The organism is Acetobacter papayae JCM 25143, from assembly GCF_000613285.1.
GTDB lineage: Bacteria > Pseudomonadota > Alphaproteobacteria > Acetobacterales > Acetobacteraceae > Acetobacter > Acetobacter papayae.
Genome location: NZ_BAIN01000007.1, coordinates 24,629 through 39,912 on the forward strand (window position 1 = coordinate 24,629; position 15,284 = coordinate 39,912).

The window sequence follows — 15,284 nt, forward strand, 5'->3', positions numbered from 1 at the left end:
ATAAAAATTGTCAGCCATGGCGCTTTTGGAGCCCCATGAGCTGACATGTTCACTCATAATTTTCGAAAAAATTATTAAATAGGCAAAGTTGCTAAAGCAGCGACAACACCTTGAGAGCGTATAATTTTTCTTAACTGTATAACTTTCTGGTCAAGGATACTGCTATCCAAATCTCTCCATGTATCAAATGCAGGTAATTGCAATGCTGCCGCATAGTCATCTGAATGAATTAGTGTATCCTGATCCTTGCTATATGAGGGCTCAGTGATCAGATAAGTTTGGCCTTGCATGTCTACCCCTCGCAACATTTCCAGATATGCAGCCATACCAAAAGCGATACGAGAACATTCAGTCTTGTTAATGAGAATATGGCGCACGGTTTCAGTCCAGAAAACTTGAATTTTTGCACTACCGTCACTTGCAATGCGTAAAGTCTGATCTGCCATAGCGGGGTTAGAAAAGCGGTTGATGACACTTTCCATGTAGTCTTGCAAATTTATTCCAAGAGGTGCCGTGAGCGTAGGTATAACATCCAGTGTAAGGAATTTTTCTATATTCTTCTTGAGCTGTGGATCTCCAATGGCGTGATCGACAAGCGTGTACCCCATTAGAATTGCAGGAAAGCTTAACATAATGTGGGCTGCATTCAGCATCCGGATTTTAATATGCTCGTAATCCGTTACATCAGAAACAAATTGGACACCTACTTGTTCTAGTGGAGGGCAGCCATCTGCGAAACTGTCTTCCAGAACCCATTGGTGAAAATCCTCAGCAACAACGGGAAGGTCGTCATTTAATCCGTTTTCAGAATTCAGTTGTCGAGCGATGTCTGTTGTGACAGTAGGTGTGATACGGTCAACCATGGCGTTCGGGAATGTTGCATTCTGCGCAATCCATTCAGCTAGTGCAGGATCTCGCGCGTGAGCAAATCCAAGAAATGCCTTACGTGCAACATCTCCATTATGACGAAGATTATCGCAAGACATGATTGTAAAAGCCTTCATGCCTGCATCACGTCGACGACGGAGGCCTTCTACGACATAACCAAAAATTGTTTCTGGTTTGGAGGGATTATTCAGATCTTTCTGAACAGAGATTGAGCGAAGGTCAAATTCTCCAGTTACCTCATTTATATTGTATCCTCCTTCAGTTATTGTCATAGACACAATTCGAATTTCTGGATTGCTGAGATGCTGTAATACAGCTTCCGGATCTGCGGGAGCTAGAAGATAGTCACGAAGTGCAGCAATGATCCGCACCGATCGTTTGCCAGAAGGAGCACATTCTGTCAGAGAATATAGCAGTTCTGAGCTTTGAACATTTCTGCTTTTTTGCGGGAATGGTCGCCAGATGTAAGGCCGACGCCAACAATACCCCAATTGGGGTTTGTTTTTAGTGTTTTTTCTACATAAAAAGCTTCATGAGCCCGGAAAAAATTACCAACACCAAAATGAAGAATACCGTTTCGTATATCCTTTGGATTATAATCTGGCACATGAGTGGAGGATTTTATATTTTGGATATTGTTGAAAGTTAGCATTTGTTTATCCATAAAAATGAAGACTGAAATCAGTATAAAAATATATAATTTAAATTCAACAGGCAAACATATTTTTATGAGCGCATTGTTAAAATAAATCATATTTTTGGTTTTAATGTATTTTTCATTTATATTTTTTGTTTAAAGCGCTTAAAAAATAAAATTTTTACATATGTAGATCGATGAATCTGTCAGATTTTGGTTAAAATACTCTAATTGTTTAGTTTTTTAATTGTCTAGAGAAAACTCCGAGATTTACTTTCGAAGTCGCGCCCGCTGTTTTCTCCGAGGCGAGAGAGCATCAGTTGCAAGTTTTCGACAAAACGCACGATCAGGTGGATCACATCGCCTTCGTGCTGGACGCTAAAGTTCATGAAAGCAAGACGGCGGGAAGATGGAAGCATGTCGTCTAAGGAACTGGCCATCCCGTTCTTTGGCTACAAAGCGCCTATTTCCATCGACCGGAAATTCCGGCTGATCCGCAAATGGAAGACGACGGATGCCGCTGCCTGTGATGGTGCCAGTTCGCGTGAGGTGCTGCTCGATAAAACCAATACGGTCTCAGGCGTTTGGGCAGGCACCGTCTACCGCTCGAAAGCCAACGATGTCTTAATAGACAAAGAGGGTTACGTCTCGAAGGTCCATCGTAAGAAGCCCCATCTCAAGCCTATGCCCCGCTATATCCAGCGGCCTAATGCAGGGGGTGTCATCCGGTCGCGCGTTGAGCATGTCTTTGCCTATCAGACATCACAAATAGGCCTGTTCGTCCGGACAGTGGGTATTGCTAGGGCCACTATGAGGGGCGGCATCCGGGCCAATATCGCCTATAACATGCGCCGTTTTCTGTTTCTGGAGAAGCTGAACGTGAGCGCGTAGCCATCCAGATGGCGATAGTTGTCGATCTGCTCAAACCGAAGAGCGGAAGTCGCCGCGGGAACCATCAATCAGTATGCCACCTCTTTGGAATCACAAGCCAAGCGCATTAACAAACGGTTTTGTGATCCCTCTATGTGCCAGACCTTAACAGGGGCAGGTTGATGGAAGATCGTGCTACACTCCGTATTGTCTCGTAGCCTATTGGTAACTGGCTTGTTCACGGCATTGTAACGTCCGAGCAGGTTGAAAAAGCCATCCATCGCACGGCCGCTATCGTGGAGGCTAAGAATGCCGATGTGCGGGCTACCGGCCGTTTCTGGGCGATATGGATGGCCCCGTACATCGTGCAGCGCAGGTGAAGGTGCCAGTCAGCCTGTGGTTATACGGAAGAAATCCCGCACCGTTACACAGGAGCGCGAAGAAGCGGTGTGGCAGCTCACGCGCTGGTGTGTTGGCAGCATAGCCGTTCAACTGCATGAAGTGATACCGAGTGAAGTATGGTGCTTTCCTTGGCTCCTCCGCAGGCCGTACTGGCTTGACAGCGGGTGTTACGGTTTATCTTACGTTGTCGTTTTCCCTTTGTTCTGCGTTTCTTGGGGCGTGCGTTTTTATGGTGCAGGCATTTTTCATCCTGCTTTTCTTCCAGTTTCTTGGGACAGCCCTACAGGATGGCTTTCATCTATCCGTACCGGGGCCGGTCATCGGCATGTTCATGCTGGCCGCCTGTCTCATCGGCAGGAAACAGCTTTTCAGGACAAGGCATATCAAGGCGACCGGATCTGCTTTTTCGGCGGAGCAGGAGGCCATTCCGCCAGATCTGGCACGTGTGTCGCGTAGCCTGATTGGTGCTCTTGGCCTCCTGTTTGTGCCTGCTGGTGCGGGTATAGCTGGCCAGTTTACGCTGCTGCGGGCCAATGTCTGGCCTGTCTGTGTGGCGCTTGTGGGTTCTACGCTGTTGGGGCTGGTGGTGACGGCGCTTGTCATGCAGGCCATGACACGGGGCCATGCCCCAGCAGAAAACCTTCCCGACAACGGGGGGCAGGTTCTTTAATCATGATAGCGGATTTATGGCGTCAGGCACTGGATTACGTTTTCCTATCACCCCAGTCTGCAGCTCTGGTGTGGTTGTGCGTCACGCTGGGGTCTTATGGGCTCGCCGTGCGGATGCAGATTCTGTGTGGGCGCGCTCCGTGGGTTAATCCGGTTCTGCTGTCGATTTGCTCTGTCGTGCTCCTGCTGTTCTGGACCGGCACGCCCTATGAAACGTATTTTCGCAGCACGAACATGATCCATTTCCTCCTTGGTCCGGCCACGGTGGCACTGGCTGTGCCTCTAGCCCAGTCCATAGGCCTTGTTCTGCGGAGCCTGCCAGCAATGACACTAGCTCTGCTGGCAGGCTCTGTTACTTCTGTTATCAGTGGTGTCGGGTTGGTGCTGTTATGCGGCGGGTCGCATGATGTCGCTCTGTCGATGGCACCCAAGGCGGTAACAACTCCAATTGCTATCGCCATTACTCGACAGATCGGCGGTATAGCGTCTCTGACGGCGGTATTCGCCATTTTGGGAGGTATCATCGCTGCAGTATGTGGAGAGCCCCTTTTGCGACGTTGTGGCGTGCACGATTGGAGAGCGCATGGTCTGGCAGCAGGAATCGCCGGGAGTGGTATCGCCGCTGCACAAATTGCACAACGTGACCCGGTAGGGGCCGCCTTTGCCGCATTGGGTATAGGGCTGAACGGTCTAGTCACGGCTGTTCTTGTGCCGTTGTTTTTTCAATAGAGTCGTCAATCCTGCACTTTTCAGCACCGGCCTTTGTGTGGTGGTGCCAGTCTAACCATTTGGCTTTCCATTCCGCTTTGCGCTGTTCGAACACAACCCTGTGCGCTGCGGCTGCATCCTGCGCCGTGGAGGTCGCATCGACTGCAGCGGCGACGACCTCGGTGGGGCATCGCAGGATTGCTGTGCCAAGGGATCTCGCGACTGCGTCGACGGCTCGGGCAAAGGCAATCAGGCCATGTTCATGGGGATGACTGTGATGGGTAGTGGTGGGTTTCTACATTCTGATGACAAGCATCTACCATTCAGAATTCACCCGGAGAATTCCTTCCTCGTGGCTAGGTAACAAAGTCGATATTAAACATAAAATTAATTGGAAAATTGATATACCTCATCGGCACTGAGGAAATATTGTCCCTTAGTCGTAAAAACCAATAATGATTCAGGAGAAATCGCCGTGTCACTCCCCCTCGAAGGAATCAAGGTAATCGACTTTACAGGCGTGCAGGCGGGGCCTGCCTGCACGCAGATGCTTGCTTGGTTTGGCGCGGATGTCCTGAAGATTGAACTGCCCGGCAAGGGAGATGTCACCCGAAGTCAATTGCGAGATATCCCCGGTAAAGACGGGTTATATTTTACAATGCTGAATTCGAATAAACGATCACTCGAATTGAATGCCAAAACGCCCGAAGGTAAGGAAATTCTAACAAAACTCTTAAAAGACGCCGATATTTTTGTTGAAAATTTTGCTCCAGGTTCGCTGGAACGTATGGGTTTCGGCTGGGATCAGATACAGGCCATTAATCCCAAGCTTATTTATGGTACAATCAAGGGATTTCCAGAAGACTCTCCGTATAGTGATCTCAAGACATATGAAGATATTGCCCAGTGCGCGGGCGGTTCAGCTTCGACGACAGCTGATTGAAGGCTCTCCCTTGATGTCAGCTGCGGCTCTGGGGGATTCCAATACAGGCATGCATCTGTTGATCGGGCTGCTGGCAGCCCTGCTTCACCGTGAAAAAACGGGCAAAGGACAGCGGGTCTATATGTCGATGCAGGACGCAGTGCTGAACCTCGTTCGCGTCAAGATTCGTGACCAGCAGCGTCTTGAGCGGACAGGAGAACTGACAGAATATCCCCAGTATCCGCATAAGCCTTTTGGCGATACTGTTCCGCGTGGTGAAAATGCCTCTGGCTCTGGCGTGCCGGGATGGATGATGAAATGCAAAAACTGGAAGACTGATCCTAACGATTACGTTTACGTGATTTTCCAGCCCTGGGGCTGGGAAAATGTGTGTAACGTTATCGGTAAGCCGGAATGGATTACAGACCCCAATTTTGCAACGCCTGACGCCCGTATCCCGCACCTGTTCGATGTTTATAACGCTATGGAAGCGTGGACGATCGACAAGGACAAGCATGAAGTGGTCGAGATACTGCGCAAGCTGGAAATCCCCTGTGGGCCGGTGTTGACCACGAAAGAAATCCTGCACGATGAATCCCTACGTGCGAATGGCTCGATTGTTCCTGTCGAGCATAAGGAGCGCGGTCTTTACTATACAGTCGGCTGCCCCCCGAAGTTTTCGGCCTTCACACCGGAAATTAAGTCATCCCCCTGTTGGGCGAGCATAACGCCGAAGTTCTGACGGAACTGGGATATAGCGCGGCAGACATCGCTGCACTGAAAGAAAAAGGCGTCATCTAAAAGAAGCCGATCTGGTCGTGGCCAATGTCTGCGACTGGACTTCCTGCATCCATGGAGGGGATAATGAGCGAAACGCAGACAGATGCCACGCTGACAGATGGGTTCAATCTTGTTGTTGACGCATTGAAGCTGAACGGAATTACCGAAATTTACGGTGTGGCCGGTATTCCAGTTACAGACCTGATGCGCCTGGCGCAGGAAAAGGGTATCCATTATTTCGGCTTCCGCCATGAGACCTCTGCCGGACATGCTGCGGCCATTTCGGGCTATATGCGCCAGTATCCCGGTATCTGTATGACTGTGTCGGCTCCCGGCTTTCTCAACGGTATGGTTGCGTTGGCCAATGCAACCACCAACGGCTTTCCGATGATTCTGATCTCGGGCTCGTCAGACCGCGCCATTGTGGATCTGCAGCAGGGTGACTACGAAGAACTGGATCAAATGAATGCGGCAAAGCCATTTGCCAAAGCCGCTTATCGTATCGAACGGGTGGAAGATATCGGTATAGGGGTGGCCCGAGCCATCCGCGCGGCTCTGTCCGGTCGTCCGGGCGGGGTCTATCTGGACCTGCCCGCCGCCATTTTGCCGGCCGTCATGGATGCTGGAAAAGGCGCAGCCTCGCTGATTCAGATTGTTGATCCCGCACCAGCGAGTATCCCGGCGGATAGCGCCGTTACCCGCGCCCTTACGCTGCTGGCACAGGCTAAGCGCCCTCTGGTTATTCTCGGTAAAGGTGCATCTTACGCGCGGATCGAGAAAGATATTCGGCAGTTTCTTGAAACAACCAATATTCCTTTTTTGCCTATGTCCATGGCCAAAGGGCTGATGCCCGACACACATTCGCAATCAGCGGCGACCGCACGGTCCAAAGTGCTGGCCGAAGCCGATGTGGTGATGTTGGTTGGTGCACGTTTGAACTGGCTGTTGGGGCATGGAAAGCCGCCGCAATGGGCAGCGGATGGGCAGTTTATCCAGCTTGATATTGATCCGGTTGAAATTGACAGTAACCGGAAGATCGAGGCCCCTGTGGTCGGTGATATCGCCTCTTCCGTCAGGCTGCTGCTTGAAGGGTTTTCCGCAACGCCTGTAAAGGCTCCACAAGACTGGATTGACAGCATTGAGGCGCACAAAGCCGAGAATGCAAAAAAAATGGCGACCCGCCTTGCTGCTCGTCCGGTTCCGCTTAATTTTTTCGCCGCACTGGGGGCTGTCAGCCGGGTCGTGCAGGATCACCCGGAGGCCTATATTGTGTCCGAAGGCGCCAATACGCTCGATGTCGGTCGTAATCTGATTGACATGGCGTTACCGCGCCACCGGCTTGATGTCGGCACTTGGGGCGTCATGGGTATAGGCATGGGGTTTGCGATTGCTGCTGCCGTGACCCAGAAGGCTCCTGTTATTGCTGTGGAAGGTGATAGCGCATTTGGTTTTTCTGGCATGGAGATTGAGACAATCTGCCGTTACAACCTGCCGGTGACTGTCGTGATCATGAATAATGGCGGCATTTACCGTGGAGATGATGTCAACCGCTCCGGCGATGGAGAACCCGGCGTTACGACACTTTCCGCTACTGCGCGCTATGACATGATGATGGAGGCATTTGGCGGCAAGGGCTACACAGTCACGACCTCGGAAGACTTGGAATGCGCGCTGCGTGAAGCAGTCGCTAGTGGCAAGCCCGCGCTTATCAATGTCGTCATTGATATTCATGTCGGTACTGAAAGCGGACATCTGAAAAAGCTTAATCCGAGCACCGCACAGGCAGCAAAATAATTCGGGAGCGTCAGTATGATGACAACAGCAGATAATAGCCCTCTCAATCGGCCACAGGGGCCGCTGGCGGGGATAACCGTTATTGATCTGACGCATGTGATCAACGGCCCCTTTGCAACGGCCATTCTTGCTGACATGGGTGCGCGGGTTATCAAGGTGGAACCCCCGCAGGGGGATGATACGCGCGGCAACGGGCCGTATCTAGGTGAAAAATCGCTGTATTTTTCCTGCGTTAACCGTGGGAAGGAAAGTGTTGCCCTGAACCTGAAAGACGATGCGGATCGGACCATTTTTATTAATATGGTGCGTAAGGCAGATGTCGTGGTCGAGAACTATCGCCCTGGGGTGATGGATCGTCTTGGTTTCTCTTTTCCTGAACTCCAGAAGATCAATCCACAGATCATCTATGCCGCCTCGTCGGGGTTTGGACATACAGGGCCGTTAACCCTTAACCCGGCCTATGATACGATTATTCAGGGCATGAGCGGGCTGATGGAGGCAACTGGCTTCCCTGATGGCCCGGCAACGCGCGTTGGCACATCAGTCTCGGATATTGCTGCGGGCCTTTACCTTTATGCTGGCATTGTGACAGCCCTGTATGACCGGGAGCGTACCGGCCACGGTTCGCAGGTCGACATTGCTATGTTCGATGCGACGCTCGCTTTCCTTGAACATCCCTTCATGGCGTGGGCGGCAACAGGTAAGGCCCCGCTGCGTATTGGCAACCGCCATCCGTCCATGACGCCGTTTGATACATTTGCTGCCAAGGACAGGTCGTTTGTCCTGTGTTGCGGTAATGACCATCTATTTGGCATTCTGTGTCATATAATCGGTCTGCCAGAGCTGGTGCAGGACCCGCGTTTTATCACCAATGTTTTGCGCACGCAGAACAACAGCGCCCTGAAAACGAAACTAGAGGAGGTTTTTTCTGCACGCACGGCAGATGATTGGATACAGGAGCTGGATGCGGCGGGCCTGCCTGTTGGCCCGCTTCTGGACATTGCCGAGGCCGCCGCCCTGCCGCAAACTGCGGCCCGCAAGATGGTGGTGACGGCAGGTGGCCTGAAAATGCCAGGCAACCCAATCAAGCTTTCATCCTACCCTGATAGTGACACAAGGCCGGCCGCGCCTGAACTCAATGAGCATGGAGCCGCATTGCGTCAGGAGTTCTCATCATGACGCAGCAGGCGGACACCAAGCCTCCTGTTTCGCTTAAAAACGAGCTGATCCGTCTCATGTGTGTCACCATGGCCTGCTCGGTTACAGAGGTCGTGTGTTATGGCGACGCCGCGCATGTTTATGCGGGTATTATGACCGGCAACACTGTCCAGCTTGGTTGGGCGTTGTCGGCCGGTCAGTACGTCAAGGCGCTGCCTATAGTTATTGCCTTGGGTTCCTTCTTCATCGGCTGTGTGGTTGCCAGTTTTTTTCGTGTTCAACTCAAGCCGTTACGGCGCGTTTACTGGTTGATGGCCAGCCTGCTGACCATGGCCTCGATCGTTCGCTTCCATACGCCATTGCATCTTTTTGTCGAGCTGCCGCTTCTGGCGTTTACCATGGCTTTGCAGGGCGAGGGCCTATCACAATTTGCCGGGGTAAAATTGCAAACCGTTGTGGTTACAAACAATCTTGTCAAATTTGCAAAAGCCTTGACCGAACGCTACATCAACCCTGCCGTCGATCCCTCAAAAATACCCTCACGCGCTGACGTTCTCGTGCCGGGTGTGTGCTGGTGTACGTTCTGTGCTGGTGCAGGGATCGGCGCACTGCTATCCGTTCATCACGCATACCCGCTGATTGTACCAATTGGTCTTTTGCTGTTCTTAGGGGCTTCAGAGCGAACCAATATATAAAGCCTCTCTCCTCTAGGCTTAGGACTCATAACCAGAACATGACCGGCGCGGCGAGGCAGATGGCAGAGAAGAAGACGGTCTGGCATCTGTCATAGCGTGTTGTGACCCGCCTCCAGTCCTTGAGCCTGCCGAACGTGATCTCGATACGGTTGCGTCTTTTGTATTGCCGCCATCATGCGGATGAAGAACCCCATAATAATCCAGCGTTTCAAGCCGTTATAGAGCGTCTTGTGTGGGCCGTATTCCCGGGGGCACCAATGTTTTCTTCTGCTCTGCCATAGGGATTATCTTTCGAGGGTTTTACGCTCAGGCAATCCCGGGGCAGTTCACACATTTTAGTCATGCACACGCGCTTTCTGTTAACGACGAACAGCGGCAAGCAGCTCAATTTATGATCTGTGAATATAAGATTATGCGGGATTGAGAGGGTAATGGTCGGCGAGAGCGCGTAGTAGCGTGGCGTTTGGCAATGCCATGTCTTCTTTTTAGGTGAAGTCCCGTTTGTAACAGCGTCCAGATGCAGGACTGCTGACGAACGCACCTGATGTAGAGAGGGTGTAGGCAAAAAAGGAGAGACATGATGCTTGGCACAGTCCTGTACGGGCCGCGTGACGTGCGATGCGAGGATATTCCTGAGCCTCAGATCGTGGAGCCGACCGATGCTATTATCAGGCTATCGGCCAGTTGTGTCTGCGGTTCGGACCTGTGGCCTTATCGTGGTGCGAACGAAGTGACCGCGCCCATGCACATGGGCCATGAATATTGTGGCGTCGTGCTGGAGGTCGGCAGCGCGGTCACGACCGTCAAGCCGGGCCAGTTCGTCGTGGGGTCATTCTGTATTTCCGACAACACCTGTCCGCATTGCCGTTTCGGGTTCCAGTCGTCGTGCGAGCAGCGTACATTTATGAGCGGTGCTCAGGCATCGATCGCCCGTGTGCCGCTTGCTGACGGTACGCTGGTTGCGACCCCGGAGATGCCATCGGAAGACCTGATTCCGAGTCTTCTTGCCACGTCCGATGTTCTGGGTACCGGCTGGTATGCGGCTGATGCGGCGCGTGTGCAGCCGGGATCGACCGTCGCGGTGGTTGGAGATGGTGCCGTTGGTCTGATGGGCGTGCTCGCGGCGAAGCAGATGGGCGCTACGCGCATCATCGCGATGAGCCGCCACAAGCAGCGTCAGGAACTGGCCGAGGAATATGGAGCGACCGATATCGTGGCCGAGCGCGGTGACGAGGGCGTGGCGCGCATCAAGGCATTGACGAAGAATATCGGAGCAGATTCCGTCCTCGAATGCGTGGGCACCAATGAATCGATGCAGCAGGCAATCCACTGCACACGTCCTGGCGGAATGATCGGGTATGTGGGGGTGCCGCATGGCGTGACCTTCGATGGCCAGTCGCTGTTCTTCTCGCAGACGGGCATGCTCGGCGGCCCGGCCCCAGTCCGGCGTTTCCTACCGCATCTGATCAATCTTGTGATGCGGCGCCAGATCAATCCCGGCAAGGTTTTCGATTTCGAGGTGCCGCTGAAGGATGTCGCCGAAGGCTACAAGGCGATGGACGAGCGCCGGGCCATCAAGACTCTGCTGAGAGTGTAACTGTCAGGTTTCGGTTGGATGCTGGGAGGATCGAGATGATCACGCTGAATATCAATGGGATCGATTATAGTTTCGATGGCGATCCTGAAATGCCTCTGCTGTGGTATCTGCGCGATGAGGCTGGTCTGACCGGAACCAAATTCGGCTGCGGCATGGCGTTGTGCGGGGCGTGTACTGTGCATGTCGATGGCGCTCCGGCCCGTTCCTGCATGCTCCCGGTCGGGGCGGTGAGGGGGCGGATCACCACGATTGAGGCCGTGGCCGAGACCCATGTCGGTCGGGCGGTGCAGGAGGCATGGGTCAAGGCGCAGGTGCCGCAATGCGGTTACTGCCAGTCTGGACAGGTCATGACGGCGAGTGCCCTGCTGGCCAAGGACGCCAAACCGACCGAGGCCGATATCGATGCCGCGATGAGCGGCAATATCTGTCGCTGCGCGACCTATAATCGAATTCGCGAAGCCATCAATGATGCGGCGGAGGTGCTGACCCGATGAGTGTGGCAGCAACATCACGGCGCGGTTTCCTCGCCGGGTCTGCGGGCTTGGTCCTTTCGGTCAGTTTCGGCGGTCAGATCGCCCGGGCTGCGGCAGCGGCGCTCGATTTCGTGCCGAATGCGTTCGTGCGCGTCGATCATGACGGGACAGTCTCGGTTATCTCGCCTTATCTCGAAATGGGGCAGGGCGTTTTCACCGGAATCGCGACACTGGTCGCGGAGGAAATGGACGCTGATTGGAGCAAGGTGCGGGTTGAGCCGGCGCCTCGGGTCACAAGGATTACATCAATCCGGCTTTTGCGAGCACGGGCTGGGCGATCCAAGCACCGGCGGCAGTTCTTCGCTGCGTGGTGCATGGGAGGTGATGCGAAAGGCTGGAGCGGTGGCGAGGGCGATGCTCGTTTCGGCCGCGGCTAGAAGCCTGGGGGTTCCGGCAAGCAGCCTCGCCGTCAGCAATGGCGTAGTTATCCACGCCAGGTCCGGTCGGCAGCTTGCCTTCGGTGATCTTGTAGCGGTTGCAGCTTCATTGCCGGTGCCCACGGACGTGCCGATGAAGGCGCCACGTGATTATACGCTGGTCGGCAGAAGCGCCACCTTGCCCCGTGTTGATGTGCCATCGAAGGTCAATGGGACGGCGGTTTATACTCAGGACATCAAGTTGCCGGACATGCTGGTGGCCGTGGTCGCGCATCCGCCAGATGGGGCGCAACCTTGCGGCATGTTGATGACAGTGCCGCCCGCTCTATCCCGGGTGTTCTTGCCGTCATAGAGGTTCCCGGCGATGCGGAGGTCATGGGCGGGGTCGCCGTTCTTGCACGCAATACATGGGTTGCTCGTCAGGGTCGTGATGCCCTGAACATTGTCTGGGACGACAGCAAATCCTTCGATAAGGGCAGCGATGAACTGTTCGCGCAGTATCGTGCCCTGTCGCAGCAACCCGGAATACCGGCCGTATCGCGCGGTACGATCCTGACCGAAGTGCCGGCTGGCGGGCATGTGATCGATGCCAGTTTCGCACAGCCCTATCTGTGTCACGCCTCAATGGAGCCACTGAACTGTCTGGTGAAGCTGGGAGACGGGATATGTGAGATCTGGAACGGAGAACAGTTCCAGAGTGTCGATCAGCAGAACGTCGCCAAGGAACTGGGGCTGAAGCCCGAGCAGATCGTTATTCACCAGCTTTATGCGGGCGGCAGTTTCGGCCGTCGCGCCAACCCGCGTTCGGATTATGTGCGTGAGGCCGTGCGGATCGCGGTCGCGGCGAAAGCCCACGGGATCGTAAAGCCGATCAAGATGGTGTGGATGCGCGAGGACGATATGCGCGGAGGGCAATACCGCCCCATGACCCAGCACCGTGGGCGATTGGTGCTGGATGCCCATGGCAGGATATTGTCGTGGTATCATGTCGTCGTTGGCCAGAGCTTCACCCCAACGGCGCCAGGTAAGACCGACAATAGCCTCTCCGAGGGTCTCAGCGACCTGCCTTATGACGTGCCAAATCTGCGTGTTGAGCAGCATGTCGTATCGAGCGTCGCGGTGCCGACGCAATGGCTGCGTTCCGTGGGGCATACCCATACGGCGTTCGTCGGGGAAGGCCTGATTGACGAAGCGGCGCGCACGACGGGGCAGGATCCGTATCACTTTCGTCGGGGGATGCTGAGTGGCAGCCCGCGCCATCTGGGTGTGCTGGATGCGGTGGCGCGTGCCTATGGCTGGGAACGTCCGCTAGCCCCCGGCCGTGCCGGCGAGTTACGCGGACGGGGCATTGCCGTCTGGCAGTCATTCGGCACCTATCTGGCACAGGTCGCGGAAGTGACGGTTCATCAGGATGGCTCTTTTTCGGTTGACCGGGTTGTCTGCGCTGTTGATTGCGGCCGTGTCGTTAACCCGGATATCGTCCGCTCGCAGATCGAGGGCGGTGTGGGTTTTGGTCTCTCCTTTCTGGGGCAGGAGATCACATTGAAAGAAGGGCGTGTCGAGCAGGGCAATTTCAACGATTATCCGGTTCTGCGAATGAATCGGATGCCCGTCACAGAGGTGCATATCGTTCAATCCGACAAGCCGCCAAGCGGGGTCGGCGAGCCTGGCGTCCCGCCGATCGTGCCAGCTGTTGGCAATGCGATCGCCGCAGCTACCGGCCGTCCGGTGCGCTCTTTGCCTATCGGGAATCTGGCGCCTCGCGCCGTCTGACATTCAAAAAGCGGTGCGATCAGACATCATGACAGTTTTTCGAAAGAGTGTTGGCTATGTAGCCGGCATCGCCATTGCCGCAACAACTGGCCTCGTTTCTTATCGTGCCTTGCAAGCCGAAGGGCCAGAACCACCGGCCGTAATTTCCGGCGTGCCGCGCGATTTTCCTGATGCGGCTGATGATCTGGTCAAGCGGGGGCAATATCTGACACGGGCCGCAGATTGTGAGGCGTGCCATACGGTCGTTGGAGGAGCACCTTTTTCCGGAGGCCGCCCCTTCAAACTGCCATTCGGAACGATTTATGCCACGAACCTGACACCGGATAGGGAAACGGGTATCGGGGGATGGTCCGATGCGCGATTCCTCCGTGCGGTGCGTGACGGTATTGGCACGCATGGTAATCTGTATCCAGCCATGTCTTACACGTCATATACGGCGTTGAGCACAGCAGATGCTCTGGCGATCAAGGCTTATCTGTCGAGCCTGAAACCAGTCCATGCGACAGTTCCCACCGGGACATTGTCCTTTCCGTTTAATCAACGGTGGGGCATGAAGCTGTGGAATCTCGTTTTCTTCCATCCTCATCGTTATAAGCCCGATCCGACCCGCGATGCGCAATGGAACCGAGGGGCGTATCTCGCGACTGCGCTGGGGCATTGTGGGGAATGCCATACGCCTAGAAATATTGGCTTCGCCATGCGCTCTCGGGAATATCTGGCCGGCACGGTTGTCGAGGGGTGGAAGGCCTATAACACGACATCGAACGCGACCTACGGGATAGGCGAATGGTCTGACGAGCAATTGACAGGCTATCTGGCGCAAGGCCATGCGCATGGACGCAGTTCAGCCGCCGGCCCGATGGCGGAAGTGGTCGAACATAGTCTGCAATATCTGACACCCTCGGATATTCAGGCTCTGGTCGTCTATCTTCGCGGCATTGATCCGGTTCGTGGCGTAGGGAGCGACAGGGTTGAGCTGAAGCCGGCTGCGGTCGTAGCGTCCACGAATCTTTTGCCGGCAGGAGACGCGGCGGGTGGTAATACGCGCGGTAGGCAGTTGTTCGAAGGCGATTGCGCAGGGTGCCACCAGTTCAATGGCGTGGGACGCCAGAGTGAATACGCATCGCTGGCTGGTAGTCACGCGGTAAATGATACGACAGGAACCAGCATGCTGCAGGTCATTCTGGACGGCAGCAGCCTGACGGTAAACGGACGCAGGCAGGTCATGCCAGGGTTTGGCGCGGCCTATTCGAATGAGGATGTCGCGGCAGTTGCCAATTACGTTCTGGCTCATTTTGGAAGCAAACTCGGCAAGATTGATGCCGCCGCGGTTGCTAAGGCTCGTCAGACCCACTGAGGTCTAGCTATGACTAGAGCGATAGCCCTCGGCCCAGCAACGTGATGGCGAGACAGAAAGTGGAGGCGTTCCCGCTGAGCGCATGGATGCAGTGGGTAGGCTGTTAAAAAGAACAACCGGAACG

Annotated in this window: 12 protein-coding genes and 3 pseudogenes; 13 read left to right on the forward strand and 2 right to left on the reverse strand. The window is 54.3% G+C overall.

The features are described 5' to 3' along the window. Positions 1-74: 74 nt before the first annotated feature. A pseudogene (locus JCM25143_RS16450) lies at positions 75-1,540 on the reverse strand (mannitol dehydrogenase family protein). A gap of 357 nt (positions 1,541-1,897) precedes the next feature. On the opposite strand from JCM25143_RS16450, the pseudogene JCM25143_RS03295 reads away from it, so the two are divergent. The 8 genes and pseudogenes from JCM25143_RS03295 to JCM25143_RS03325 form a co-directional block, all read left to right on the forward strand. Next, a pseudogene (locus tag JCM25143_RS03295) lies at positions 1,898-2,416 on the forward strand (IS5/IS1182 family transposase); the annotation flags it as partial. Positions 2,417-3,026: 610 nt separating this feature from the next. After that, entirely contained in the window at positions 3,027-3,467 is a 441-nt protein-coding gene (locus tag JCM25143_RS03300) for a CidA/LrgA family protein (protein WP_025860012.1), read from the forward strand. A 2-nt stretch (positions 3,468-3,469) separates the two neighbouring features. Next, positions 3,470-4,195 (forward strand): LrgB family protein, encoded by a 726-nt coding sequence (locus JCM25143_RS03305; protein ID WP_025860013.1) that lies wholly within the window; start codon positions 3,470-3,472, stop codon positions 4,193-4,195. Positions 4,196-4,649: 454 nt separating this feature from the next. After that, entirely contained in the window at positions 4,650-5,117 is a 468-nt protein-coding gene (locus JCM25143_RS25100; RefSeq protein WP_369347352.1) for a CoA transferase, read from the forward strand. A gap of 58 nt (positions 5,118-5,175) precedes the next feature. Beyond that, a complete protein-coding gene (locus tag JCM25143_RS25105) occupies positions 5,176-5,838 on the forward strand; it encodes a CoA transferase (protein ID WP_369347353.1) in 663 nt (220 codons plus the stop codon). A 122-nt stretch (positions 5,839-5,960) separates the two neighbouring features. Continuing rightward, a complete protein-coding gene (gene oxc / locus JCM25143_RS03315; protein ID WP_025860014.1) occupies positions 5,961-7,670 on the forward strand; it encodes an oxalyl-CoA decarboxylase in 1,710 nt (569 codons plus the stop codon). 15 nt (positions 7,671-7,685) lie between these two features. Then, positions 7,686-8,849: a CoA:oxalate CoA-transferase gene (gene yfdE, locus JCM25143_RS03320; protein ID WP_025860015.1), complete on the forward strand. Its 1,164-nt coding sequence runs from the start codon at positions 7,686-7,688 to the stop codon at positions 8,847-8,849. Further along, complete coding sequence (locus JCM25143_RS03325) at positions 8,846-9,523, forward strand: YoaK family protein (RefSeq protein ID WP_025860016.1); 678 nt, start codon at positions 8,846-8,848, stop codon at positions 9,521-9,523. The genes yfdE and JCM25143_RS03325 overlap by 4 nt, the downstream gene beginning before the upstream one ends. A 25-nt stretch (positions 9,524-9,548) precedes the next feature. On the opposite strand, the pseudogene JCM25143_RS21275 reads toward JCM25143_RS03325, so the two are convergent. Further along, positions 9,549-9,692, reverse strand: a pseudogene (locus JCM25143_RS21275) (transposase); the annotation flags it as partial. Positions 9,693-10,100: 408 nt separating this feature from the next. Between JCM25143_RS21275 and JCM25143_RS03335 the strand changes: the two are divergent. The 5 genes from JCM25143_RS03335 (at position 10,101) to JCM25143_RS03350 (ending at position 15,160) form a co-directional block, all read left to right on the forward strand. Continuing rightward, a complete protein-coding gene (locus JCM25143_RS03335) occupies positions 10,101-11,120 on the forward strand; it encodes a zinc-dependent alcohol dehydrogenase family protein (RefSeq protein ID WP_234394918.1) in 1,020 nt (339 codons plus the stop codon). A gap of 35 nt (positions 11,121-11,155) precedes the next feature. Then, a complete protein-coding gene (locus JCM25143_RS03340) occupies positions 11,156-11,614 on the forward strand; it encodes a (2Fe-2S)-binding protein (RefSeq protein WP_025860018.1) in 459 nt (152 codons plus the stop codon). After that, positions 11,611-12,030, forward strand: coding sequence for a molybdopterin cofactor-binding domain-containing protein (locus JCM25143_RS23305; protein WP_234394919.1), 420 nt, complete (start codon positions 11,611-11,613; stop codon positions 12,028-12,030). The genes JCM25143_RS03340 and JCM25143_RS23305 overlap by 4 nt, the downstream gene beginning before the upstream one ends. 294 nt (positions 12,031-12,324) lie before the next feature. Next, complete coding sequence (locus JCM25143_RS16460) at positions 12,325-13,803, forward strand: xanthine dehydrogenase family protein molybdopterin-binding subunit (protein WP_234394920.1); 1,479 nt, start codon at positions 12,325-12,327, stop codon at positions 13,801-13,803. Between the two features lie 28 nt (positions 13,804-13,831). After that, entirely contained in the window at positions 13,832-15,160 is a 1,329-nt protein-coding gene (locus tag JCM25143_RS03350) for a c-type cytochrome (RefSeq protein ID WP_035370406.1), read from the forward strand. The last annotated feature ends 124 nt before the right edge of the window (positions 15,161-15,284 follow it).

Excerpts from the sequence above, each read along its gene's own strand:
- JCM25143_RS03340 (WP_025860018.1), top strand. The coding sequence starts at position 11,156 with ATGATCACGCTGAATATCAATGGGATCGATTATAGTTTCGATGGCGAT.
- JCM25143_RS03325 (WP_025860016.1), top strand. The coding sequence starts at position 8,846 with ATGACGCAGCAGGCGGACACCAAGCCTCCTGTTTCGCTTAAAAACGAG.
- oxc (WP_025860014.1), top strand. The coding sequence starts at position 5,961 with ATGAGCGAAACGCAGACAGATGCCACGCTGACAGATGGGTTCAATCTT.
- JCM25143_RS03305 (WP_025860013.1), top strand. The coding sequence starts at position 3,470 with ATGATAGCGGATTTATGGCGTCAGGCACTGGATTACGTTTTCCTATCA.
- JCM25143_RS23305 (WP_234394919.1), top strand. The coding sequence starts at position 11,611 with ATGAGTGTGGCAGCAACATCACGGCGCGGTTTCCTCGCCGGGTCTGCG.
- JCM25143_RS03335 (WP_234394918.1), top strand. The coding sequence starts at position 10,101 with ATGATGCTTGGCACAGTCCTGTACGGGCCGCGTGACGTGCGATGCGAG.
- JCM25143_RS03350 (WP_035370406.1), top strand. The coding sequence starts at position 13,832 with ATGACAGTTTTTCGAAAGAGTGTTGGCTATGTAGCCGGCATCGCCATT.
- JCM25143_RS03300 (WP_025860012.1), top strand. The coding sequence starts at position 3,027 with ATGGTGCAGGCATTTTTCATCCTGCTTTTCTTCCAGTTTCTTGGGACA.
- yfdE (WP_025860015.1), top strand. The coding sequence starts at position 7,686 with ATGATGACAACAGCAGATAATAGCCCTCTCAATCGGCCACAGGGGCCG.